We start from the raw sequence: 17,210 nt of genomic DNA on the forward strand, positions 1-17,210 counted from the left end.
CGCCAGCGATTGGCATGTCGGATGCTATTATTTTTATAGCTATATGCCCTAGTACTTATTGTGCTCTGGGCCTTTTTTGCTCCGAACTCAAAGGGTCCGGCCAGGGGACCGGCCACCCAGGCCGGAAGGCCGCAAGCACCGCACGCAGCATGCCGTTCGCCATGGCACCGCCCCAAGCCATCCGTCAGGCGGGCGCACCCTGCGTCAGCGGCTGTCCCAGGCTGCGCAGCACGTCGCGCACCATCTGCACCCGGTCCTTGGCCTCGGGCAGTTCGCGCTCGATGCGCAGCTTCTCGTTGCCGGCCAGCTTGATGTGCTTGTTCTTCTGGATCAGGTGGATGATGTTCATCGGATCGATCGGCGGCTGCGGCTTGAAGGTGATGTGGATCACGCCGGGCGCCGCATCCACCTTGACCACGCCATAGGGTTGGCTCATGCAGCGCAGGCGGTGCACGTCGATCAGGGTCTGCGCCTGCGGCGGCAGCTTGCCGAAGCGGTCCACGATCTCCTCCAGCAGGCTGTCGATCTGGTCGGTGGTCCTGGCGGTGGCGAGCTTCTTGTAGAACGACAGGCGCAGGTGCACGTCGCCGCAGTAGTCGCTCGGCAGCAGCGCGGGCGCGTGCAGGTTGATGTCGGTGGTGACGGACAGCGGCGCCAGCAGGTCGGGCTCCTTGCCCGCCTTGAGCGAGCGCACGGCCTCCGACAGCATCTCGTTGTAGAGCTGGAACCCCACCTCCAGCATGTTGCCGCTCTGGTTCTCGCCCAGCACTTCACCCGCGCCGCGGATCTCCAGGTCGTGCATGGCCAGGTAGAAGCCGCTGCCCAGCTCCTCCATCTGCTGGATGGCGTCGAGCCGCTGCGCGGCCTGCTTGGTCAGGCCCTCGATGTCCGGCACCATGAGGTAGGCATAGGCCTGGTGGTGGCTGCGGCCCACGCGGCCGCGCAGCTGGTGCAGCTGCGCCAGGCCGAACTTGTCGGCGCGGCTCATGATGATGGTGTTGGCCGTGGGCACGTCGATGCCGGTCTCGATGATGGTCGAGCACAGCAGGATGTTGTAGCGCTGCGCCACGAAATCGCGCATGACCTTTTCCAGCTCGCGCTCGGGCATCTGGCCGTGGGCCACGGCGATGCGGGCCTCGGGCAATATCTCTTCCAGCTTCTGGCGCCGGTTCTCGATGGTCTCGACCTCGTTGTGCAGGAAGTAGCACTGCCCGCCGCGCTTCAGTTCGCGCAGCACGGCCTCGCGGATCACGCCCGTGCCCTCGTTGCGCACGAAGGTCTTGATGGCCAGGCGGCGCTGGGGCGCCGTGGCGATCACGGACAGGTCGCGCAGGCCCTCCAGCGCCATGCCCAGCGTGCGCGGGATGGGCGTGGCGGTGAGGGTGAGCACGTCCACCTCGGCGCGCAGCGCCTTCATCTGCTCTTTGTGGCGCACGCCGAAGCGGTGCTCCTCGTCGATGATGAGCAGGCCCAGGTTGTGGAATTGGGTGGATTCGGAGAGCAGCTTGTGCGTGCCCACCACGATGTCCACCGTGCCGTCGCCGATGCCCTTGATGGCAGAGGTGATCTCCTTGCCCGAACGAAAGCGCGACACCTCGGCCACCTTCACCGGCCACTTGCCGAAGCGGTCCATCAGCGTCTGGTAGTGCTGCTCGGCCAGCAGCGTGGTGGGTGCGAGGAACGCCACCTGCTTGCCGCCCGTGACGGCCACGAAGGCCGCGCGCAGGGCCACCTCGGTCTTGCCGAAGCCCACGTCGCCGCAGACCAGGCGGTCCATGGGGCGGGGCGAGATCATGTCCTGGATGACGGCGTGGATGGCCGCGTTCTGGTCGGCCGTTTCCTCGAAGCCGAAGTCGTTGGCGAACTGCTCGTAGTCCTGCGGCGAGTAGCGGAAGGCGTGGCCTTCGCGCGCCGCGCGGCGGGCGTAGATGTTGAGCAGCTCGGCCGCGGAGTCGCGCACCTGCTCGGCCGCCTTGCGCTTGGCCTTCTCCCACTGGCCGCTGCCCAGCTTGTGCAGCGGCGCCTCGTCGGCGCTCACGCCCGTGTAGCGGCTGATGAGCTGCAGCTGGCTGACGGGCACGTACAGCACCGCCTTGTCGGCGTATTCGAGGTGCAGAAATTCCTGCAGCGCGGGCGTGCCGTCGGGGTTCTTCTGGCCCACGTCCATGTTGATGAGCCCGTGGTAGCGGCCGATGCCGTGCGCGCTGTGCACCACCGGGTCGCCCACGTTCAACTCGGACAGGTCCTTGATCAGCGCCTCGACATCGCTCACCTGCTCCTGCTTCTTGCGCCGGCGCGTGGTGGCGCCGGCGGCGAACAGCTCGGTCTCGGTCACGAAGTCGATGCCGTCGCCGAGCCAGCTGAAGCCCGTCGTGACGGCGGCCGTGGCAATGCCCACCTTCTCCTCGGCATGGGCCTGGAACTCGGCCAGCGAGTCGAAGGCCGGCGGGCTCAACTGCGAGGCGCGCAGGAAATCGAGCAGGCTCTCGCGCCGCCCGGCGCTTTCCGCCAGCAGCAGCACGCGGTGCGGGGTGTTGCGGATGTGGGCGTGCAGGCGCGCCAGGGGGTCTTCAGCACCGCGCGCCACCGACAGGTCGCCCAGCTTCTGGAAATGGGCGTTGTCGGCGATGTCCTCCACGCCCGGTCGCAACGCGAGCTGCGCGTGCGCGTTGGCCCGGGTGTAGAACTGCTCGGTGGTGAGGAACAGCGCTTCCGGCGGCAGGGCCGGGCGGTCCGGGTCGCCCTGGATCAGGCGATAGCGGTCCTTCGTGTCCTGCCAGAACCGCTGGAAGGCCGGCTCCAGGTCGCCGTGCAGCACCACGGTGGCCTCGGCGCCGAGGTAGTCGAACACGGTCGCCGTCTCGTCGAAGAAGAGCGGCAGGTAGTACTCGATGCCCGCGGTGGCCACGCCGTTGCCCATGTCCTTGTAGATGCGGCTCTTGGTCGGGTCGCCCTCCAGCATCTCGCGCCAGCGGCTGCGGAATTTGGCCCGCGCGTCGTCGTCCATCGGGAATTCGCGGCCCGGCAGCAGGCGCACCTCCGGCACGGGGTACAGGCTGCGCTGGCTGTCCGGATCGAACGTGCGGATGCTGTCGATCTCGTCGTCGAACAGGTCCACGCGGTAGGGCACCAGCGAGCCCATGGGAAAGAGGTCGATCAGCCCGCCGCGCACCGCGTACTCGCCCGGGCTCACCACCTGCGACACGTGGGAGTAGCCCGCCAGCGTGAGTTGCGCCTTGAACTTCGCCTCGTCCAGCTTCTGCTTGACCTTGAAGTGGAAGGTGTAGCCCGCGAGAAAGGAGGGCGGTGCCACCCGGTACAGCGCCGTGGTGGCCGGCACCAGCACCACGTCCGCTTCGCCCTGGCTGATGCGCCACAGCGTGGCCAGACGCTCGCTGATCAGGTCCTGGTGCGGGGAGAACGTGTCGTAGGGCAGTGTCTCCCAGTCGGGGAACAGCGCGCAGCGCAGCTCGGGGGCGAAGAACGCCATCTCATCGATGAGGCGCCGCGCATCGGTAGCGTCGGCCGTCACGATGGCGGTGGTGCGCCGCGCGGCTTTCTCTCGCTCGCCCAGGCGCGCCAGCAGCAGGGCATCGGCGCTGCCCACCGGGCGTGGCAGGGTGAAACGTTTTCCGGGGATGAGTTTGGGGAGGTCCATGCGGGTGGCGGTGCGTCGGGCCCGGGACACCGGCCCCGGGGGCGCGGTGTGCGCGGCGGTCGGGCGGTGCGGGCGAATGGCAATTCTAGGCGGGCGTGCTCTTGGCGCACGTTGTCAGATGGGGACGCCCGCCCCTCCTACAATGGCCGCCCCATGACCGATCTGCTCCCGCACCTTTCGCCGCCACCGCTCTCCGGCCAGGGGCGTTTCTGGGCCCTGGTGCCGTGTGCCGGCGTGGGCGCCCGTGCGGTGGCGCAGCCTTCGGGGATCGACCGGGTGGCGGCAGGCCAGGTGCCGGTGCTGCCCAAGCAGTACCAGCCGGTGGCCGGGCTTCCCATGGTGCTGCACACCCTGGCCGCGTTCGCCGGCGTGGGCCGGCTGCTGGGCACGCTGGTGGCCGTGGCCCCGGGCGATGCGTTTTTCGACGGCCAGCCGCAGCCCACCTTCTTCGTGGCACCCTGCGGGGGCGCCACCCGCGCGGCGACGGTGCTGGGCGGCCTGCGCGTGCTGCAAGAGCGCGGCGCGCTGCCCGAAGATTGGGTGCTGGTGCACGATGCGGCCCGCTGTCTGGTCACCACGGCGCAGATCGACGCATTGATCGACGCCTGTGCCGACGACGCCGTAGGCGGGCTGCTGGCCCACAAGCTGGCCGACACGCTCAAGACCGCGATCGACGGCCCGGGCGGCGTGCGCGTGGCCTCCACCGTGGACCGCACCGACAAATGGCTCGCCCAGACGCCCCAGATGTTCCGCCTCGGGCCGCTGCGGCAGGCGCTGGAGCACCTGGGCCCGGCGGCCACCGACGAAGCAAGCGCCATGGAGGCCATGGGCCTGCACCCCCGGCTGGTGCCGGGCGGCGCGCAGAACTTCAAGGTGACCTACCCGGCCGACTTCGCGCTGGCCGAGGCGGTGTTGGCGCAGCGCATGCATGCCGCCACCCTGGACCGCTTCGGCGGCGCCCGGGGCGAAGCCTCGGCTGTGCCGGGCAAGACGATTTTTTAGGCGCGCGCAGCGCCTGCAGGAACGCGAACGATGAACATCCGAATCGGCGAAGGCTGGGACGTGCATGCGCTGGTGCCGGGGCGCCGCCTCGTCATCGGCGGTGTGGACGTGCCGCACACCATGGGCCTGCTCGGCCATTCCGATGCCGACGTGCTGCTGCACGCCATCACCGATGCGTTGCTGGGCGCCGCGGCGCTGGGGGACATCGGCAGCCACTTCCCGGACACCGACCCCACGTTCAAAGGCGCGGATTCGGTGGCGCTGCTCGTGGAGGCCGCGCGGCGCGTGCGCGCGCAGGGTTACGAGATCGGCAACATCGACAGCACGGTGATCGCGCAGGCGCCGCGCCTGGCCGCCCACATCCCCGCCATGCGGGCCCGCATCGCGCAGGCGCTATCGCTGCAGGAGGGCCAGGTCAACGTCAAGGCCAAGACCGCCGAGCGGCTCGGCCCGGTGGGGCAGGGCCTCGCCATGGAGGCCCGGGCCGCGACGCTGCTGTTCGTCAAGCCTTCGCCGGCTTAGGGCGGCGCGGGGGCAGGTTGCGCTTGATCTGAGGGCGCTGCAGGCGCTGCTTGGGGTCCTTGCCGCCGGGCAGGTCGGTCGCCCGCTGCAATTGGATGTGGGCCACCAGTCCGCCCGATCCCGAATTGGCAAGGGCGAAGATGCCGCCCATGCGCTGCACCGTCTTGTCCACGATGGACAGGCCCAGGCCCGCGCCGGCGGCCGCCGTGCGGGCCGAATTGCCGCGGAAGAACGGCTTGGTCAGGTTGGCCAGCTGCTCCGGCGGCACGCCCGGGCCATGGTCGCGCACCTTGATCAGCACCCACTTCTCGCGCCCCTTGGCCGCGATGTCCACGGTGGCCGTGCCGCTGTCGTGCGTCTTGCCGTAGCGGCGGGCATTCTCGAGCAGGTTGGAGATCACGCGCGCCAGTTCGACCTCGTCGGCCAGCACGTTCAGGTCCTCGGGCACGTTCATCGAGATCTGCAGCTCGCGGTGGTCCTGCACGGCGTACACGCACGACGACACCACGCCATGCAGGTTGACCGGGTTCAGGGTCACGTTGTCGGGGCGGGCGTAGTCGAGGAACTTGTCGATGGTGGCGTCGAGCTGCACGATGTCGGCCACCATGTGTTCGCGGGCCACGTTGTCCGACACGCTCATTTCGGTTTCCAGCCGCAGGCGGGCCAGGGGCGTGCGCAAATCGTGTGAAATGCCCGCCAGCATCACGGCGCGGTCCTGCTCCAGCTTGGCGAGCTTTTGCGCCATGCGGTTGAAGCCGATGTTCACCTCGCGGATTTCGCTGGTCACGGCTTCCTCGTCGAGCTGGCTGGCGGCGAAGTCGCCGTCGCGCACGCGGTTGGCGGCATAAGACAGCTGCTTGAGCGGTCGGTTGATGAGGCGCGCGATGGCCGCGGCACCCGCCAGCGACAGCGCCGCGGCGGTGATGAGCCAGATCATCCAGGTCTTGCCGCCGGCCGCGCTCAAGCGGGACCGGTCCATCAGCAGCCAGTTGGGGTCGCCGTTGATGGTGAAGCCCACCCACAGGCCGCTCTCGCCATTGACGTTGCTCGCCACGATGGTGCCCGGCCCCAGGCGCGTGGTGAGCTCTTCGGTCAGCCGCATGCCGAGCGCCGAGGCGTCCAGCAGGTCGAAGCGGTCGGACGGTTCCCGCGGCAGGATGCGAACGCCCTCCTGGTCGGCCATGGTCTTGATCAGCGAGACGCGCGCGATCGCATCGGCATGCACCAGCGCCGCGCGGCTCAGGTTCACCAGCGAGGCGATCTGCTGCGCCGTCTGCAGCGTGCGCGGCTCGAACTCCAGCGCCCGCAGCGTCTGCAGCCAGGCCAGGATGCTGCCCACCAGCAACAGCGCGAGCAGGAAGAACGTGCGCCAGAAAAGGTTAAGCCCCACCCGTGCACGCTGCGCCCGCAGGTACACGGGGGCCTCCAGGGGGGCGGGGCTGGTGGCGTCGGACGACGCTGCTTCGTAGTTGGCGCTCATGTCGTGAGAATCATCGGGAAATTGCCGGAGGGCAGAGGGCGCCACGGCGAAAACGCGGCCCTCGGCAAAGGGGAGATCAGCTCGTGCCGTCCGGCACGAACACGTAGCCCACGCCCCAGACGGTCTGGATGTAGCGGGGCGCCGCGGCGTCCACCTCGACCAGCTTGCGCAGGCGGGAGACCTGCACGTCCAGGCTGCGGTCGAACGGCTCGAACTCGCGGCCGCGCGCCAGCAGGGCCAGCTTTTCCCGCGACAGCGGCTGCCGTGGGTGGCGGACCAGCGCCTTCAGCATGGCGAACTCGCCGGTGGTGAGTGGCAGCTCTTCGCCGCTGCGCTGCAGTGCGCGCGTGCCCAGATCGAAGGTGAAAGGACCGAAGGTGACGACCTCGTTGTCGCCTGACGGAGCGCCCGGCGCCTCTTGCGGCGGCCGGCGGCGCAGCACCGCGTGGATGCGGGCCAGCAGTTCGCGGGGGTTGAACGGCTTGCCCAGGTAATCGTCGGCGCCCACTTCCAGGCCCACGATGCGGTCCACGTCCTCGCCCTTGGCGGTCAGCATGATGATGGGAGTGCGATCGTTGGCGGCGCGAAGGCGGCGGCAGATCGAGAGGCCGTCCTCGCCGGGCATCATCAGGTCCAGCACGATGAGGTCCACGGTTTCGCGCAGCAGAATGCGGTTGAGGGCCTTGCCATCTTCCGCAACCATGACTTCGAAGCCCTCTTGCGTGAGATAGCGCCGCAGCAAATCGCGAATGCGGGCGTCGTCATCCACCACGAGAATCTTGTCGGTACGGTTGGTTGTTGAGGCCATTTGTTTCCCAAGTCCTATTTGTAACAGAGCCGATTCTGACCACCTTGAACCCCGAAGTTCGGCTTTTTGCCAGATACCTGACCAACTGTTACAAGTTTTGCCCCGCCACGCACAGACGCTATCGGGCCTTTACCGCCGATTGATCCGGACCGGTTAACGTAGCGTTTCAAGGGTGTCCGATGCACCCGCCCACTTTCTCTTCACAAGGATTCCGATCATGAAAATTGCTACCAAAATAATAGCTGCAGGCGCTCTTCTGATGTGCGCTGGCGCCGCTTTCTCCCAAAACGCCGTGATGCCGCCACCGCAGAATGTGCTGCAGCTGTCCGCGACCGGCACCGTGGATGTCCAGCAGGACCTGCTGGTGCTCACGCTGGCCACCAGCAAGGAAGGCGCCGACGCAGCCACGGTGCAGACGCAGCTCAAGCAAGCGCTGGACTCCGCGCTGGCGGAGGCCAAGCGCTCTGCCCAGCCGGACCAGATGGACGTGCGCACCGGCGCGTTCGGCATGTACCCGCGCTATGGCAAGGAGGGCAAGATCAACGGCTGGCAGGGCCGGGCCGAGCTGATCCTGCAGGGCCGTGATTTCTCGCGCATCACCACCACCGCCGGCAAGATCCAGTCCATGCCGATCAGCCAGATCGCCTTCGATCTGTCGCGCGAGGCCCGCGAGAAGGTGGAGGGCGAGGCACAGACCAAGGCCATCGAGCAATTCAAGGCCCGTGCGAATGAACTGGCGCGGGGCTTCGGCTTCAGCGGCTACACGCTGCGCGAAGTGGCGGTGAACAGCAACGAGATGATCCCCGGCCCCCGGCCGCGCATGATGGCCATGGAGGCCAAGATGTCGTCGATGTCCGCCGATGCGCCCGTACCGGTGGAAGCCGGCAAGGCGCAGGTGGTGGTGAACGTCTCCGGCGCCGTGCAACTGCGCTGAGGGGTTGGCGGGCTGACGCCCGTGCCGGACCGCCTCCTTCCCTGGATGCCAAGGCAGGGCGCCGGTGATCGGGCGGTTAAGGCTTTTCGTTCTTACTGGGCGGCCCAGCCACCGTCCATGTTCCAGGCGACGCCGCGGACATTGTTGGCCGCCGGCGAGCAGAAGAACACCGCCAGTTCACCCAGCTCTTCGGGCGTGGTGAACTGCAGCGAGGGTTCCTTTTCGCTCAGCAACTGCTTCTTGGCGTCTTCGTTCGACAGGCCCTGGTCGGCCGCCTTGGCATCGACCTGTTTCTGAACCAGCGGCGTGAGCACCCAGCCGGGACAGATCGCATTGCAGGTCACGCCGGTGGTGGCGGTTTCCAGCGCGGTGACCTTCGTCAGGCCCACGAGGCCGTGTTTGGCCGCTACATAGGCCGCTTTTTGAGCCGAAGCCACCAGTCCGTGCACCGAAGCGATGTTAATGATGCGGCCCCAGTTGGCCGCCTTCATCGAAGGCAGGGCCAGGCGCGAAGTGTGGAAGGCGCTGGTCAGGTTGATCGCAAGGATGGCATCCCACTTCTCGACAGGAAAGTCTTCCACGTTCGCCACGTGCTGAATGCCTGCGTTGTTGACCAGGATGTCCACGCGCCCGAACTGGCTGGCGCTGTACTTCATCATGTCCTCGATGTCCGCAGCGCGGCCCATGTCGGCGCCGTGGTAGGCCACCTGCGCGCCATGGCTTTCTCCGGCCGCCAGCACTTCGGCACGGGGGCCGTCCACATCGCCGAAACCATTGAGGACGACGTTGGCGCCCTGGCGCGCGAGCGCCTTGGCGATGCCCAGTCCGATGCCGCTCGTGGAGCCGGTGACGAGGGCCGTTTTGCCTTGAAGCATGTGAGTCTCTCCGAATGAATTAGGATGAACGCAACCATTATCGAGCGCCCCCGTGACGAATTCGTTCCCATGACCGAGCCTACGCTGAATTACGTGAATTGCCCTGGAATCGCTGCCAAGGAGGGCTCGGCGGACGGTGCAGCCGCCAGCCATCGCATGGCGTATTGGGAATGGAACGCGACGGGCCAACCGGGCCATCCCCATGTGGTGGTCTGCGTGCATGGCCTGTCGCGCCAGGGGCGTGATTTCGATGTGCTCGCCCGCCGGCTGTCCCGTCATGCCCGGGTGATCTGTCCCGACGTGGCCGGCCGCGGCCGCAGCGACTGGCTCGCCGACCCCACGGCCTATCAGGTGCCGGTCTACGCAGCCGACATGCTGGCACTGCTGGCCGACGTGCATGGCCGCGCTCCCATCCAGCATCTGGACTGGGTGGGCACCAGCATGGGCGGGCTGATCGGCATGGCGCTGCTCGGCCAGCCAGGGTTGCCGCTTCCCGTGCCGGTGCGCCGGCTGGTCCTCAACGATGTAGGGCCGGTGATCGAATGGAGTGCGCTCCAGCGCATCGGCCAGTACCTCGGGCGGCCCGCGCACTTCGAAACGCAGCAGGAGGCGGCAGACGCCTTGTGGGCGATTTCCTCCAGCTTCGGCCCCCATACGCCGGCGCAGTGGCTGGCGTTGTCGCGTGCCATGCTCCGGCCTGCGCCCGAGGGCGGGTTCGTGCTGCACTACGACCCGGCCATCGCCCACCCGTTTCGCGCGATGACGCAGGAGGCCGCCGTTGCGGGCGAGGCGCAGCTGTGGCAGCTGTACGACCGGATCAGCGCGCGCACGCTGCTGCTGCGCGGCGCGCAATCGGATCTGCTCTCGCGCTCGACGGCGCAAGCCATGTCGCAACGCGGGCCTCGGGCCCAGGTGGTGGAGTGGAGCGGGGTGGGGCATGCCCCGACGCTGGTGGCGGACGAACAGGTGGATGCGGTCGAGGCGTTCCTCTTCGATCCCAGCGAAAGAAGAGGTGGGCTGTGAAGAGCCTGGCCACCGCACCTCCCGCCACGCTGGGCCAGGGAGGCGCGGGGAGCGCGTCGCCCCGGTCCGATGCCGTGCCGCAGCTCATCGCTGCCACGGCGCTTTCGCTGCCCGAGCAGGCGGGCGCGCTTGCGCGGGCCCGGGCTTTTGCGGAACCGCTGCTGTCCAGCGAGACGCTGGAGACCGGTGAGAACACTTTCGCGCATGCCGAGGCCGTCGCCTCCATCCTCAAGAACATCGGCGGGTCGGAAGCCATGCAGGCGGCCAGCTATCTGGTGCATGCCTGCTCGCACCTGAACAAGCCCGAGGAGGTCATTGCCAAGGCCTTCGGGCAGAACTTCGCCGCGCTGGCCGTGGAGACCACCAAGCTCATGCGCGTGCAGCAGCAGGCACGCGAAGCCCAGATCGCCGGACAGCCGGTGGACGACCCCGCCACGCAGACCGAGAACGTGCGCAAGATGCTGCTGGCGTTCTCCCGGGACCTGCGCGTCGTGATGCTGCGGCTGGCCTCGCGCCTGCAAACCCTGCGTTTCTATGCCGCCACCAAACGCGCTGTGTCGCCCGGCATCGCGCGCGAGGCCCTGCAGGTGTTCGCGCCGCTGGCCAACCGGCTCGGCATCTGGCAGATGAAATGGGAGTTGGAAGACTTGTCCTTCCGTTTCCTGGAGCCGGAGACCTACAAGCAGGTGGCCCGGCTGTTGGACGAAAAGCGGGCCGAGCGCGAGGTGTACATGGAGCAGCTTCGCGGCCGGCTGGAGTCCGAACTGCGAGCCCGCAGCATCAGCGCCAGTGTGCAGGGCCGGCCCAAGCACATCTACAGCATCGTCAAGAAGATGCGCGGCAAGTCGCTCGACTTCGAGCATGTTTTCGACATCCGGGCGCTGCGGGTGGTGGTGCCGTCGGTGAAGGATTGCTACGCCGCGCTGTCCTGGGTGCACGAGCATTTCAAGCCCATCGACGCCGAGTTCGACGACTACATCGCCAAGCCCAAGCCCAACGGCTACCAGTCGCTGCACACCGTCGTGCGCGACGAGACGGGCAAGGCCATCGAAATCCAGATCCGCACCCAGGCCATGAACGACCACGCCGAGCATGGCGTGGCCGCGCACTGGGCCTACAAGGAGGCGGGCACCAAAGGCTATGCGGGCGTTTCGGCCTCCGGCGAATACGACGCCAAGATCGCGGTGCTGCGCCAGTTGCTGGCCTGGGAGCGGGACATGGCGGACACCGTGCAGCACGGGGGGCTGTTCGAGGACCGCATCTACGTGCTCACGCCGGATGCGGCCGTGGTGGAGCTGCCGCAGGGCGCCACCCCGGTCGATTTCGCCTATGCGGTGCACACCAGTGTCGGCCACCGTTGCCGCGGCGCGCGCGTCGACGGTGCCATGGTGCCGCTCAACACGCCGCTGCAGAACGGGCAGACCGTGGAGATCACCACTGTCAAGGAAGGCCGCCCGTCACGCGATTGGCTCAATGCCGAACTGGGCTACCTCACCAGCCACCGCGCCCGCGCAAAGGTGCGAGCGTGGTTCAACGCCCAGGCCACCCATGAGACCACGGCGCGGGGCCGCGAGGCGGTGGAAAAGCTGCTGCAGCGCGAGGGCAAGACCGCCATCAAGCTCGACGATCTTGCCGTGCAGCTGGGCTTCAAGACGGCGGACGCCTTGTTCGAAGTGGTGGGCAAGGACGAGTTCTCGCTGCGCACCATCGAGACGCTGCTGCGCCCGCCCGAGCCCGTGCTGCAGCCGGACGATTACCTGCTTCTCAAGAAGACGCGCACCTCCGAGGCCGCGCCCAAGGGCGGGGTGCTGGTGGTGGGCATCGATTCGCTGATGACGCAACTGGCCAAGTGTTGCAAGCCTGCGCCGCCCGACAACATCCGGGGCTTCGTCACGCGTGGCAAAGGGGTGAGCGTGCACCGCGCCGACTGCAGCAATTTTCGCGAGATGGCGGCACGCAGTGCCGAACGCGTCATTGAAGTGGAGTGGGGGCAATCCAAGGCGTCCGCCGGTGCCGGTCCGTCGGTCTATCCCGTGGACGTGTCGGTCGAGGCTGCAGACCGGCAAGGCCTGCTGCGCGACATTTCCGAGGTCTTCGCCAGGGAGAAGACCAACGTGATCGGCGTTCAGACGCAGTCCGTGAAAGGCACGGCTTGGATGACGTTCACGGTGGAGGTGGCCGACTCCGGACGGCTCAACAAAGTGCTCGGCATCGTGGCCACAGTGCAAGGCGTGCGCTCCGCACGGCGCCGTTGAAAGAAAGCGCGCGAAGTTGCCTGGAACGCGTATTTTTTACTGCTACAATCTCGCTTCTCGAATACACACAGGCGCGTAGCTCAGCTGGTTAGAGCACCACCTTGACATGGTGGGGGTCGTTGGTTCGAGTCCAATCGCGCCTACCAACTAACCATTGGTAAAAGCCTTCCAAATCATCGATTTGGAAGGCTTTTTTATTTCCGAAAGGGTTTGGGCTTTCGGCCACCCAATGGCTGCAATAGCGGCTCCTCATGGAATGGGCCCTATGTCCCTGAGGCGTCCGCAAAGGTCGTCTGCCGCAGCCTGATATCGCTGTGATGCGCCTCTGCTGGGCCACCAGAGACGTGGCGTGGACCACCATGAAAAATGCCAGTCAGCATGGCTGACTGGCATTCGATGTCGCCCGTTGCATTCTGTAGAAAGGGGCCCTGCATCGCAGGCCCTCTCCAGAAGCGCGGCTTCGGCTCAGCGCTTGTCCAGCGGCTGCACGTCGCGGCGCTCTGCGCCCACGAACAGTTGGCGGGGGCGGCCGATCTTGTACTCGGGGTCGCCGATCATCTCGTTCAGCTGGGCAATCCAGCCCACGGTGCGGGCCAGCGCGAAGATGCCGGTGAACAGGTTCACCGGGATGCCGATCGCGCGTTGCACGATGCCGGAGTAGAAGTCCACGTTCGGGTAGAGCTTGCGCTGCACGAAGTAGTCGTCTTCCAGCGCGATCTTTTCCAGCTCCTTGGCCAGGGCGAACAGCGGATCCTTTTCGAGGCCCAGTTCGGCCAGCACTTCGTTGCAGGTTTCCTGCATGAGCTTGGCGCGCGGGTCGTAGTTCTTGTACACGCGGTGACCGAAGCCCATCAGCTTCACACCGGAGTTCTTGTCCTTGACCTGCTTGATGAACTCGCCGATCTTCTCCACGCCGCCCTGCGCCTGGATGTCGTGCAGCATGTTCAATGCGGCTTCGTTGGCGCCACCGTGGGCGGGGCCCCAGAGGCAGGCCACGCCAGCGGCGATGGCGGCGAACGGGTTGGTGCCCGAGGAGCCGCACAGGCGCACCGTGGAGGTGGAGGCGTTCTGCTCGTGGTCGGCGTGCAGGATGAAGATGCGGTCGAGCGCGCGTTCGAGCACCGGATTGACCTTGTACTCTTCGCACGGCGTGCCGAACATCATGCGCAGGAAGTTGCCGGCATAGCTCAGGTCGTTCTGCGGGTACATGTAGGGCTGGCCCACGCCGTACTTGTATGCCATCGACACCAGCGTCGGCATCTTGGCGATCAGGCGGATGGCCGAGATCTCGCGATGCTGCGGGTTGTTGATGTCCGTGCTGTCATGGTAGAAGGCCGAAAGCGCACCCACCAGGCCCGTCAGCACGGCCATCGGGTGGGCGTCGCGGCGGAAGCCACGCAGAAAGAACTGCATCTGCTCGTTGACCATCGTGTGCTTGGTCACGCTGTCGCTGAACTCGGTCTTCTGTGCGGGGTTGGGCAGTTCGCCCTTGAGCAGCAGGTAGCAGGTTTCCAGGAAGTCGCACTGCGTGGCCAGTTGCTCGATGGGGTAACCGCGGTACAGCAGCTCGCCCTTGTCGCCGTCGATGTACGTGATCGAGGACTGGCATGCCGCGGTGGAAAGGAAACCGGGGTCATAGGTGAACATGCCCGTCTGCGCGTACAGCTTGCGGATGTCGACCACGTCGGGGCCGATACTGCCTTGGTACACGGGAAGTTCCACGCTGGGGCTGCCGTTGCTGAACGATAGCGTTGCCTTGTTGTCTGCCAGTTTCATTTCCAGTTTCCTTCTGTTGTTAGCCCGCAAGCGGTGGAGGGGGTGCTGACGCTCTGCGGCGCAGCTGTTCAAGCACTTCCTTGACGTCCCTGGTATCGATCTCGCCCATGGGTTCCTTGCGCCGCAGCAGCAGGTCCAGCAGGTCGTTGTCGGAAAGGTCCATCAAGGTCGTGAGACCTTGTGCCTGGCGCGGGGTCAGGCGCGAGCCGTAGGTGGCGAAGAACTGCTCAATGAACAGATCGTTCTCCACCAGGCCGCGGCGGCTGCGCCACTTCAGCTTGGCGGCCTCGCGTTCGTCGAGCAATTCGTCGTCGGCCATGGGGGTCAGATGGCGCGACGCACCATCAGTTCCTTGATCTTGCCGATGGCCTTGGTGGGGTTGAGGCCCTTGGGGCACACGTCCACGCAGTTCATGATGGTGTGGCAGCGGAACAGGCGATAGGGGTCTTCGAGGTTGTCCAGGCGAGCGCCCGTGGCCTCGTCGCGGCTGTCCGCAATGAAGCGGTATGCCTGCAGCAGGCCGGCGGGGCCCACGAACTTGTCGGGGTTCCACCAGAAGCTGGGGCAGCTCGTCGAGCAGCTGGCGCACAGGATGCACTCGTACAGGCCGTTGAGCTCATCGCGCTCTTCCGGGCTCTGCAGGCGTTCCTTCTCGGGCGTGATGCCTTCGGTGATGAGGTACGGCTTGATCGAGTTGTACTGTTTGAAGAACTGCGTCATGTCCACGATCAGGTCGCGGATCACGGGCAGCCCGGGCAGCGGCTTGAGCACGATGGTGCCCTTGAGCGTGTTCATGTTGGTGAGGCACGCCAGGCCGTTCTTGCCGTTGATGTTCATCGCGTCGGAGCCGCAGACGCCTTCGCGGCACGAACGGCGGAACGAGATGGACGGGTCCTGCGCCTTGAGCTTCACCAGGGCGTCCAGCAGCATGCGCTCGTGGCCGTCGAGTTCGATCTCCACGGTCTGCATGTAGGGCTTGGCGTCCTTGTCCGGATCGTAGCGGTAGATTTGAAAGGTGCGCTTCATGGTGTTCTTTCTCGTGGGCTTATAGGGTCAGAACGTACGGACCTTGGGAGGCACGCTGTCGACCGTCAAAGGCTTCAGGTTCACGGGCTTGTAGGTCAGGTTGTTGCCTGCGCTGTGCCACAAGGTGTGCTTCATCCACTCTTTGTCGTTGCGGCCCAGCGGGAATTCCGCGTGGTCGGCCGGATGCTCGTAGTCATACACGGTGTGGGCGCCGCGGCATTCCTTGCGGGCGGCGGCGGAAGTCATCGTGGCCTGGGCCACTTCGATGAGGTTGTCCACTTCCAGCGCTTCCATGCGCGCGGTGTTCCAGACCTTGGACTTGTCCTTGAGCGTGACGGAACCCACGCGCTCGCGGATGGCGTTGATCTTGACCACGCCTTCATCCATGCCTTCTTGCGTGCGGAACACGCCGGCGTGCTGCTGCATCGACGCGCGGATGTCGTTGGCGACGTCCTGGGCGTAGGTGCCTTCGTTCGAATCCTGCAGCTGGTTCAGGCGCGCCAGGGTGCGGTCGGCGGCGTCGGCCGGCAGGGGCTTGTGCTCGCCGCTGCCCTTGATCATGTCCACGATGTGGCGGCCTGCGGACTTGCCGAAGACCAGCAGGTCGAGCAGCGAGTTCGTGCCCAGGCGGTTGGCACCGTGCACCGACACGCACGAGCATTCGCCCACGGCGTACAGGCCGTTGACGACCTGGTTGTGCACGTCGCCGTTCTGGATCACGACCTGGCCGTTGATGTTGGTCGGAATGCCGCCCATCTGGTAGTGGATGGTGGGCACCACGGGGATCGGTTCCTTCGTGATGTCGACGTTGGCGAAGTTGACGCCGATCTCATACACCGAAGGCAGGCGCTTGTGGATCGTCTCGGCACCGAGGTGGTCGAGCTTGAGCAGCACGTAGTCCTTGTTGGGACCGCAGCCACGGCCTTCCTTGATTTCCTGGTCCATGGAGCGCGAGACGAAGTCGCGCGGCGCCAGGTCCTTCAGCGTGGGCGCGTAGCGCTCCATGAAGCGTTCGCCGTTGCTGTTGAGCAAGATGGCGCCTTCGCCGCGGCAGCCTTCGGTCAGCAGCACGCCGGCACCGGCCACGCCGGTGGGGTGGAACTGCCAGAACTCCATGTCCTGCAGCGGGATGCCGGCGCGTGCCGCCATGCCCAGGCCGTCGCCGGTATTGATGAACGCGTTGGTCGATGCCGCGAAGATGCGGCCCGCGCCGCCGGTGGCCAGCAGCACGGCCTTGGCCTGCAGTGCATACAGCTCGCCGGTTTCGAGTTCCAGGGCGGTCACGCCGACCACGTCGCCAGAGGCGTCGCGGATCAGGTCGAGCGCCATCCACTCCACGAAGAAGTTGGTCTTGGCCTTGACGTTTTGCTGGTACAGCGTGTGCAGCATGGCGTGGCCGGTGCGGTCGGCCGCGGCGCAGGCGCGCTGCACCGGCTTTTCACCGTAATTGGCCGTGTGGCCACCGAAGGGGCGCTGGTAGATGGTGCCGTCGGGGTTGCGGTCGAACGGCATGCCGAAGTGTTCGAGCTCGTACACGACCTTGGGGGCTTCGCGGCACATGAACTCGATGGCGTCCTGATCGCCCAGCCAGTCGGAGCCCTTGATGGTGTCGTAGAAGTGGTAGTGCCAGTTGTCCTCGCTCATGTTGCCGAGCGACGCGCTCACGCCGCCCTGCGCCGCCACGGTGTGCGAGCGGGTGGGAAACACTTTGGACAGCGAGGCCACGTTCAGGCCAGCGCGGGAGAGTTCGAGGGCGGCGCGCATGCCGGAGCCGCCGGCGCCGACGATGACGACATCGAACTTGCGCGTGGTGATGTTCGCTTTGGTGTAGCTCATTGTTATTTGCCTTCA

13 protein-coding genes and 1 tRNA gene are annotated in these 17,210 nt (G+C 66.4%); 6 read left to right on the forward strand and 8 right to left on the reverse strand.

Annotated elements, in window-relative coordinates; all coding sequences use genetic code 11:
• Positions 1-184: 184 nt before the first annotated feature.
• Positions 185-3,658, reverse strand: coding sequence for a transcription-repair coupling factor (gene mfd, locus AVTE2539_RS06415; protein ID WP_284409006.1), 3,474 nt, complete (start codon positions 3,656-3,658; stop codon positions 185-187).
• A gap of 153 nt (positions 3,659-3,811) precedes the next feature.
• On the opposite strand from mfd, the gene AVTE2539_RS06420 reads away from it, so the two are divergent.
• Complete coding sequence (locus tag AVTE2539_RS06420) at positions 3,812-4,660, forward strand: IspD/TarI family cytidylyltransferase (protein ID WP_284409008.1); 849 nt, start codon at positions 3,812-3,814, stop codon at positions 4,658-4,660.
• Positions 4,661-4,690: 30 nt separating this feature from the next.
• Complete coding sequence (gene ispF / locus AVTE2539_RS06425) at positions 4,691-5,182, forward strand: 2-C-methyl-D-erythritol 2,4-cyclodiphosphate synthase (RefSeq protein ID WP_284399393.1); 492 nt, start codon at positions 4,691-4,693, stop codon at positions 5,180-5,182.
• Here ispF and AVTE2539_RS06430 read toward each other — a convergent pair.
• Positions 5,163-6,662, reverse strand: coding sequence for a sensor histidine kinase family protein (locus AVTE2539_RS06430; RefSeq protein WP_272564092.1), 1,500 nt, complete (start codon positions 6,660-6,662; stop codon positions 5,163-5,165). The two genes, ispF and AVTE2539_RS06430, sit on opposite strands and share 20 nt — an antisense overlap.
• Before the next feature lie 76 nt (positions 6,663-6,738).
• On the reverse strand, positions 6,739-7,470 hold the full coding sequence (gene ompR, locus AVTE2539_RS06435) for an osmolarity response regulator transcription factor OmpR (RefSeq protein ID WP_272564091.1): 732 nt from the start codon (positions 7,468-7,470) through the stop codon (positions 6,739-6,741).
• A 217-nt stretch (positions 7,471-7,687) separates the two neighbouring features.
• On the opposite strand from ompR, the gene AVTE2539_RS06440 reads away from it, so the two are divergent.
• A complete protein-coding gene (locus tag AVTE2539_RS06440) occupies positions 7,688-8,404 on the forward strand; it encodes an SIMPL domain-containing protein (RefSeq protein WP_284409011.1) in 717 nt (238 codons plus the stop codon).
• Positions 8,405-8,496: 92 nt separating this feature from the next.
• On the opposite strand, the gene AVTE2539_RS06445 is transcribed toward AVTE2539_RS06440, so the two are convergent.
• A complete protein-coding gene (locus AVTE2539_RS06445; RefSeq protein WP_284409013.1) occupies positions 8,497-9,279 on the reverse strand; it encodes a 3-hydroxybutyrate dehydrogenase in 783 nt (260 codons plus the stop codon).
• Positions 9,280-9,348: 69 nt separating this feature from the next.
• Here AVTE2539_RS06445 and AVTE2539_RS06450 point away from each other — a divergent pair, with 69 nt between their 5' ends.
• The 3 genes from AVTE2539_RS06450 (at position 9,349) to AVTE2539_RS06460 (ending at position 12,703) form a co-directional block, all read left to right on the forward strand.
• On the forward strand, positions 9,349-10,302 hold the full coding sequence (locus AVTE2539_RS06450; RefSeq protein WP_284409461.1) for an alpha/beta fold hydrolase: 954 nt from the start codon (positions 9,349-9,351) through the stop codon (positions 10,300-10,302).
• Between the two features lie 29 nt (positions 10,303-10,331).
• Complete coding sequence (locus AVTE2539_RS06455; RefSeq protein WP_284409464.1) at positions 10,332-12,557, forward strand: RelA/SpoT family protein; 2,226 nt, start codon at positions 10,332-10,334, stop codon at positions 12,555-12,557.
• 69 nt (positions 12,558-12,626) lie between these two features.
• A tRNA-Val gene (locus AVTE2539_RS06460) sits at positions 12,627-12,703 on the forward strand.
• 319 nt (positions 12,704-13,022) lie between these two features.
• Here AVTE2539_RS06460 and AVTE2539_RS06465 read toward each other — a convergent pair.
• The 4 genes from AVTE2539_RS06465 to sdhA are packed head-to-tail and all read right to left on the reverse strand — an operon-like array spanning position 13,023 to position 17,195.
• Complete coding sequence (locus tag AVTE2539_RS06465; protein WP_284399417.1) at positions 13,023-14,333, reverse strand: citrate synthase; 1,311 nt, start codon at positions 14,331-14,333, stop codon at positions 13,023-13,025.
• 19 nt (positions 14,334-14,352) lie between these two features.
• A complete protein-coding gene (locus AVTE2539_RS06470) occupies positions 14,353-14,652 on the reverse strand; it encodes a succinate dehydrogenase assembly factor 2 (protein WP_284409015.1) in 300 nt (99 codons plus the stop codon).
• Between the two features lie 5 nt (positions 14,653-14,657).
• The gene (locus tag AVTE2539_RS06475; RefSeq protein WP_272548188.1) at positions 14,658-15,359 is read right to left on the reverse strand and encodes a succinate dehydrogenase iron-sulfur subunit; all 702 of its coding nucleotides are present in this window, start codon (positions 15,357-15,359) and stop codon (positions 14,658-14,660) included.
• A gap of 27 nt (positions 15,360-15,386) precedes the next feature.
• A complete protein-coding gene (sdhA, locus tag AVTE2539_RS06480) occupies positions 15,387-17,195 on the reverse strand; it encodes a succinate dehydrogenase flavoprotein subunit (protein ID WP_272564086.1) in 1,809 nt (602 codons plus the stop codon).
• Positions 17,196-17,210: the final 15 nt, after the last annotated feature.

The organism is Acidovorax sp. SUPP2539, assembly GCF_030158975.1.
In the GTDB taxonomy this organism is placed as follows: domain Bacteria; phylum Pseudomonadota; class Gammaproteobacteria; order Burkholderiales; family Burkholderiaceae_C; genus Paracidovorax.

Bases quoted from the DNA above. Each gene is read 5' to 3' on its own strand.
- mfd (WP_284409006.1), bottom strand. From the start codon at position 3,658: ATGGACCTCCCCAAACTCATCCCCGGAAAACGTTTCACCCTGCCACGC.
- AVTE2539_RS06465 (WP_284399417.1), bottom strand. From the start codon at position 14,333: ATGAAACTGGCAGACAACAAGGCAACGCTATCGTTCAGCAACGGCAGC.
- ispF (WP_284399393.1), top strand. From the start codon at position 4,691: ATGAACATCCGAATCGGCGAAGGCTGGGACGTGCATGCGCTGGTGCCG.
- AVTE2539_RS06420 (WP_284409008.1), top strand. From the start codon at position 3,812: ATGACCGATCTGCTCCCGCACCTTTCGCCGCCACCGCTCTCCGGCCAG.
- AVTE2539_RS06445 (WP_284409013.1), bottom strand. From the start codon at position 9,279: ATGCTTCAAGGCAAAACGGCCCTCGTCACCGGCTCCACGAGCGGCATC.
- ompR (WP_272564091.1), bottom strand. From the start codon at position 7,470: ATGGCCTCAACAACCAACCGTACCGACAAGATTCTCGTGGTGGATGAC.
- sdhA (WP_272564086.1), bottom strand. From the start codon at position 17,195: ATGAGCTACACCAAAGCGAACATCACCACGCGCAAGTTCGATGTCGTC.
- AVTE2539_RS06450 (WP_284409461.1), top strand. From the start codon at position 9,349: ATGACCGAGCCTACGCTGAATTACGTGAATTGCCCTGGAATCGCTGCC.
- AVTE2539_RS06475 (WP_272548188.1), bottom strand. From the start codon at position 15,359: ATGAAGCGCACCTTTCAAATCTACCGCTACGATCCGGACAAGGACGCC.
- AVTE2539_RS06430 (WP_272564092.1), bottom strand. From the start codon at position 6,662: ATGAGCGCCAACTACGAAGCAGCGTCGTCCGACGCCACCAGCCCCGCC.
- AVTE2539_RS06440 (WP_284409011.1), top strand. From the start codon at position 7,688: ATGAAAATTGCTACCAAAATAATAGCTGCAGGCGCTCTTCTGATGTGC.
- AVTE2539_RS06470 (WP_284409015.1), bottom strand. From the start codon at position 14,652: ATGGCCGACGACGAATTGCTCGACGAACGCGAGGCCGCCAAGCTGAAG.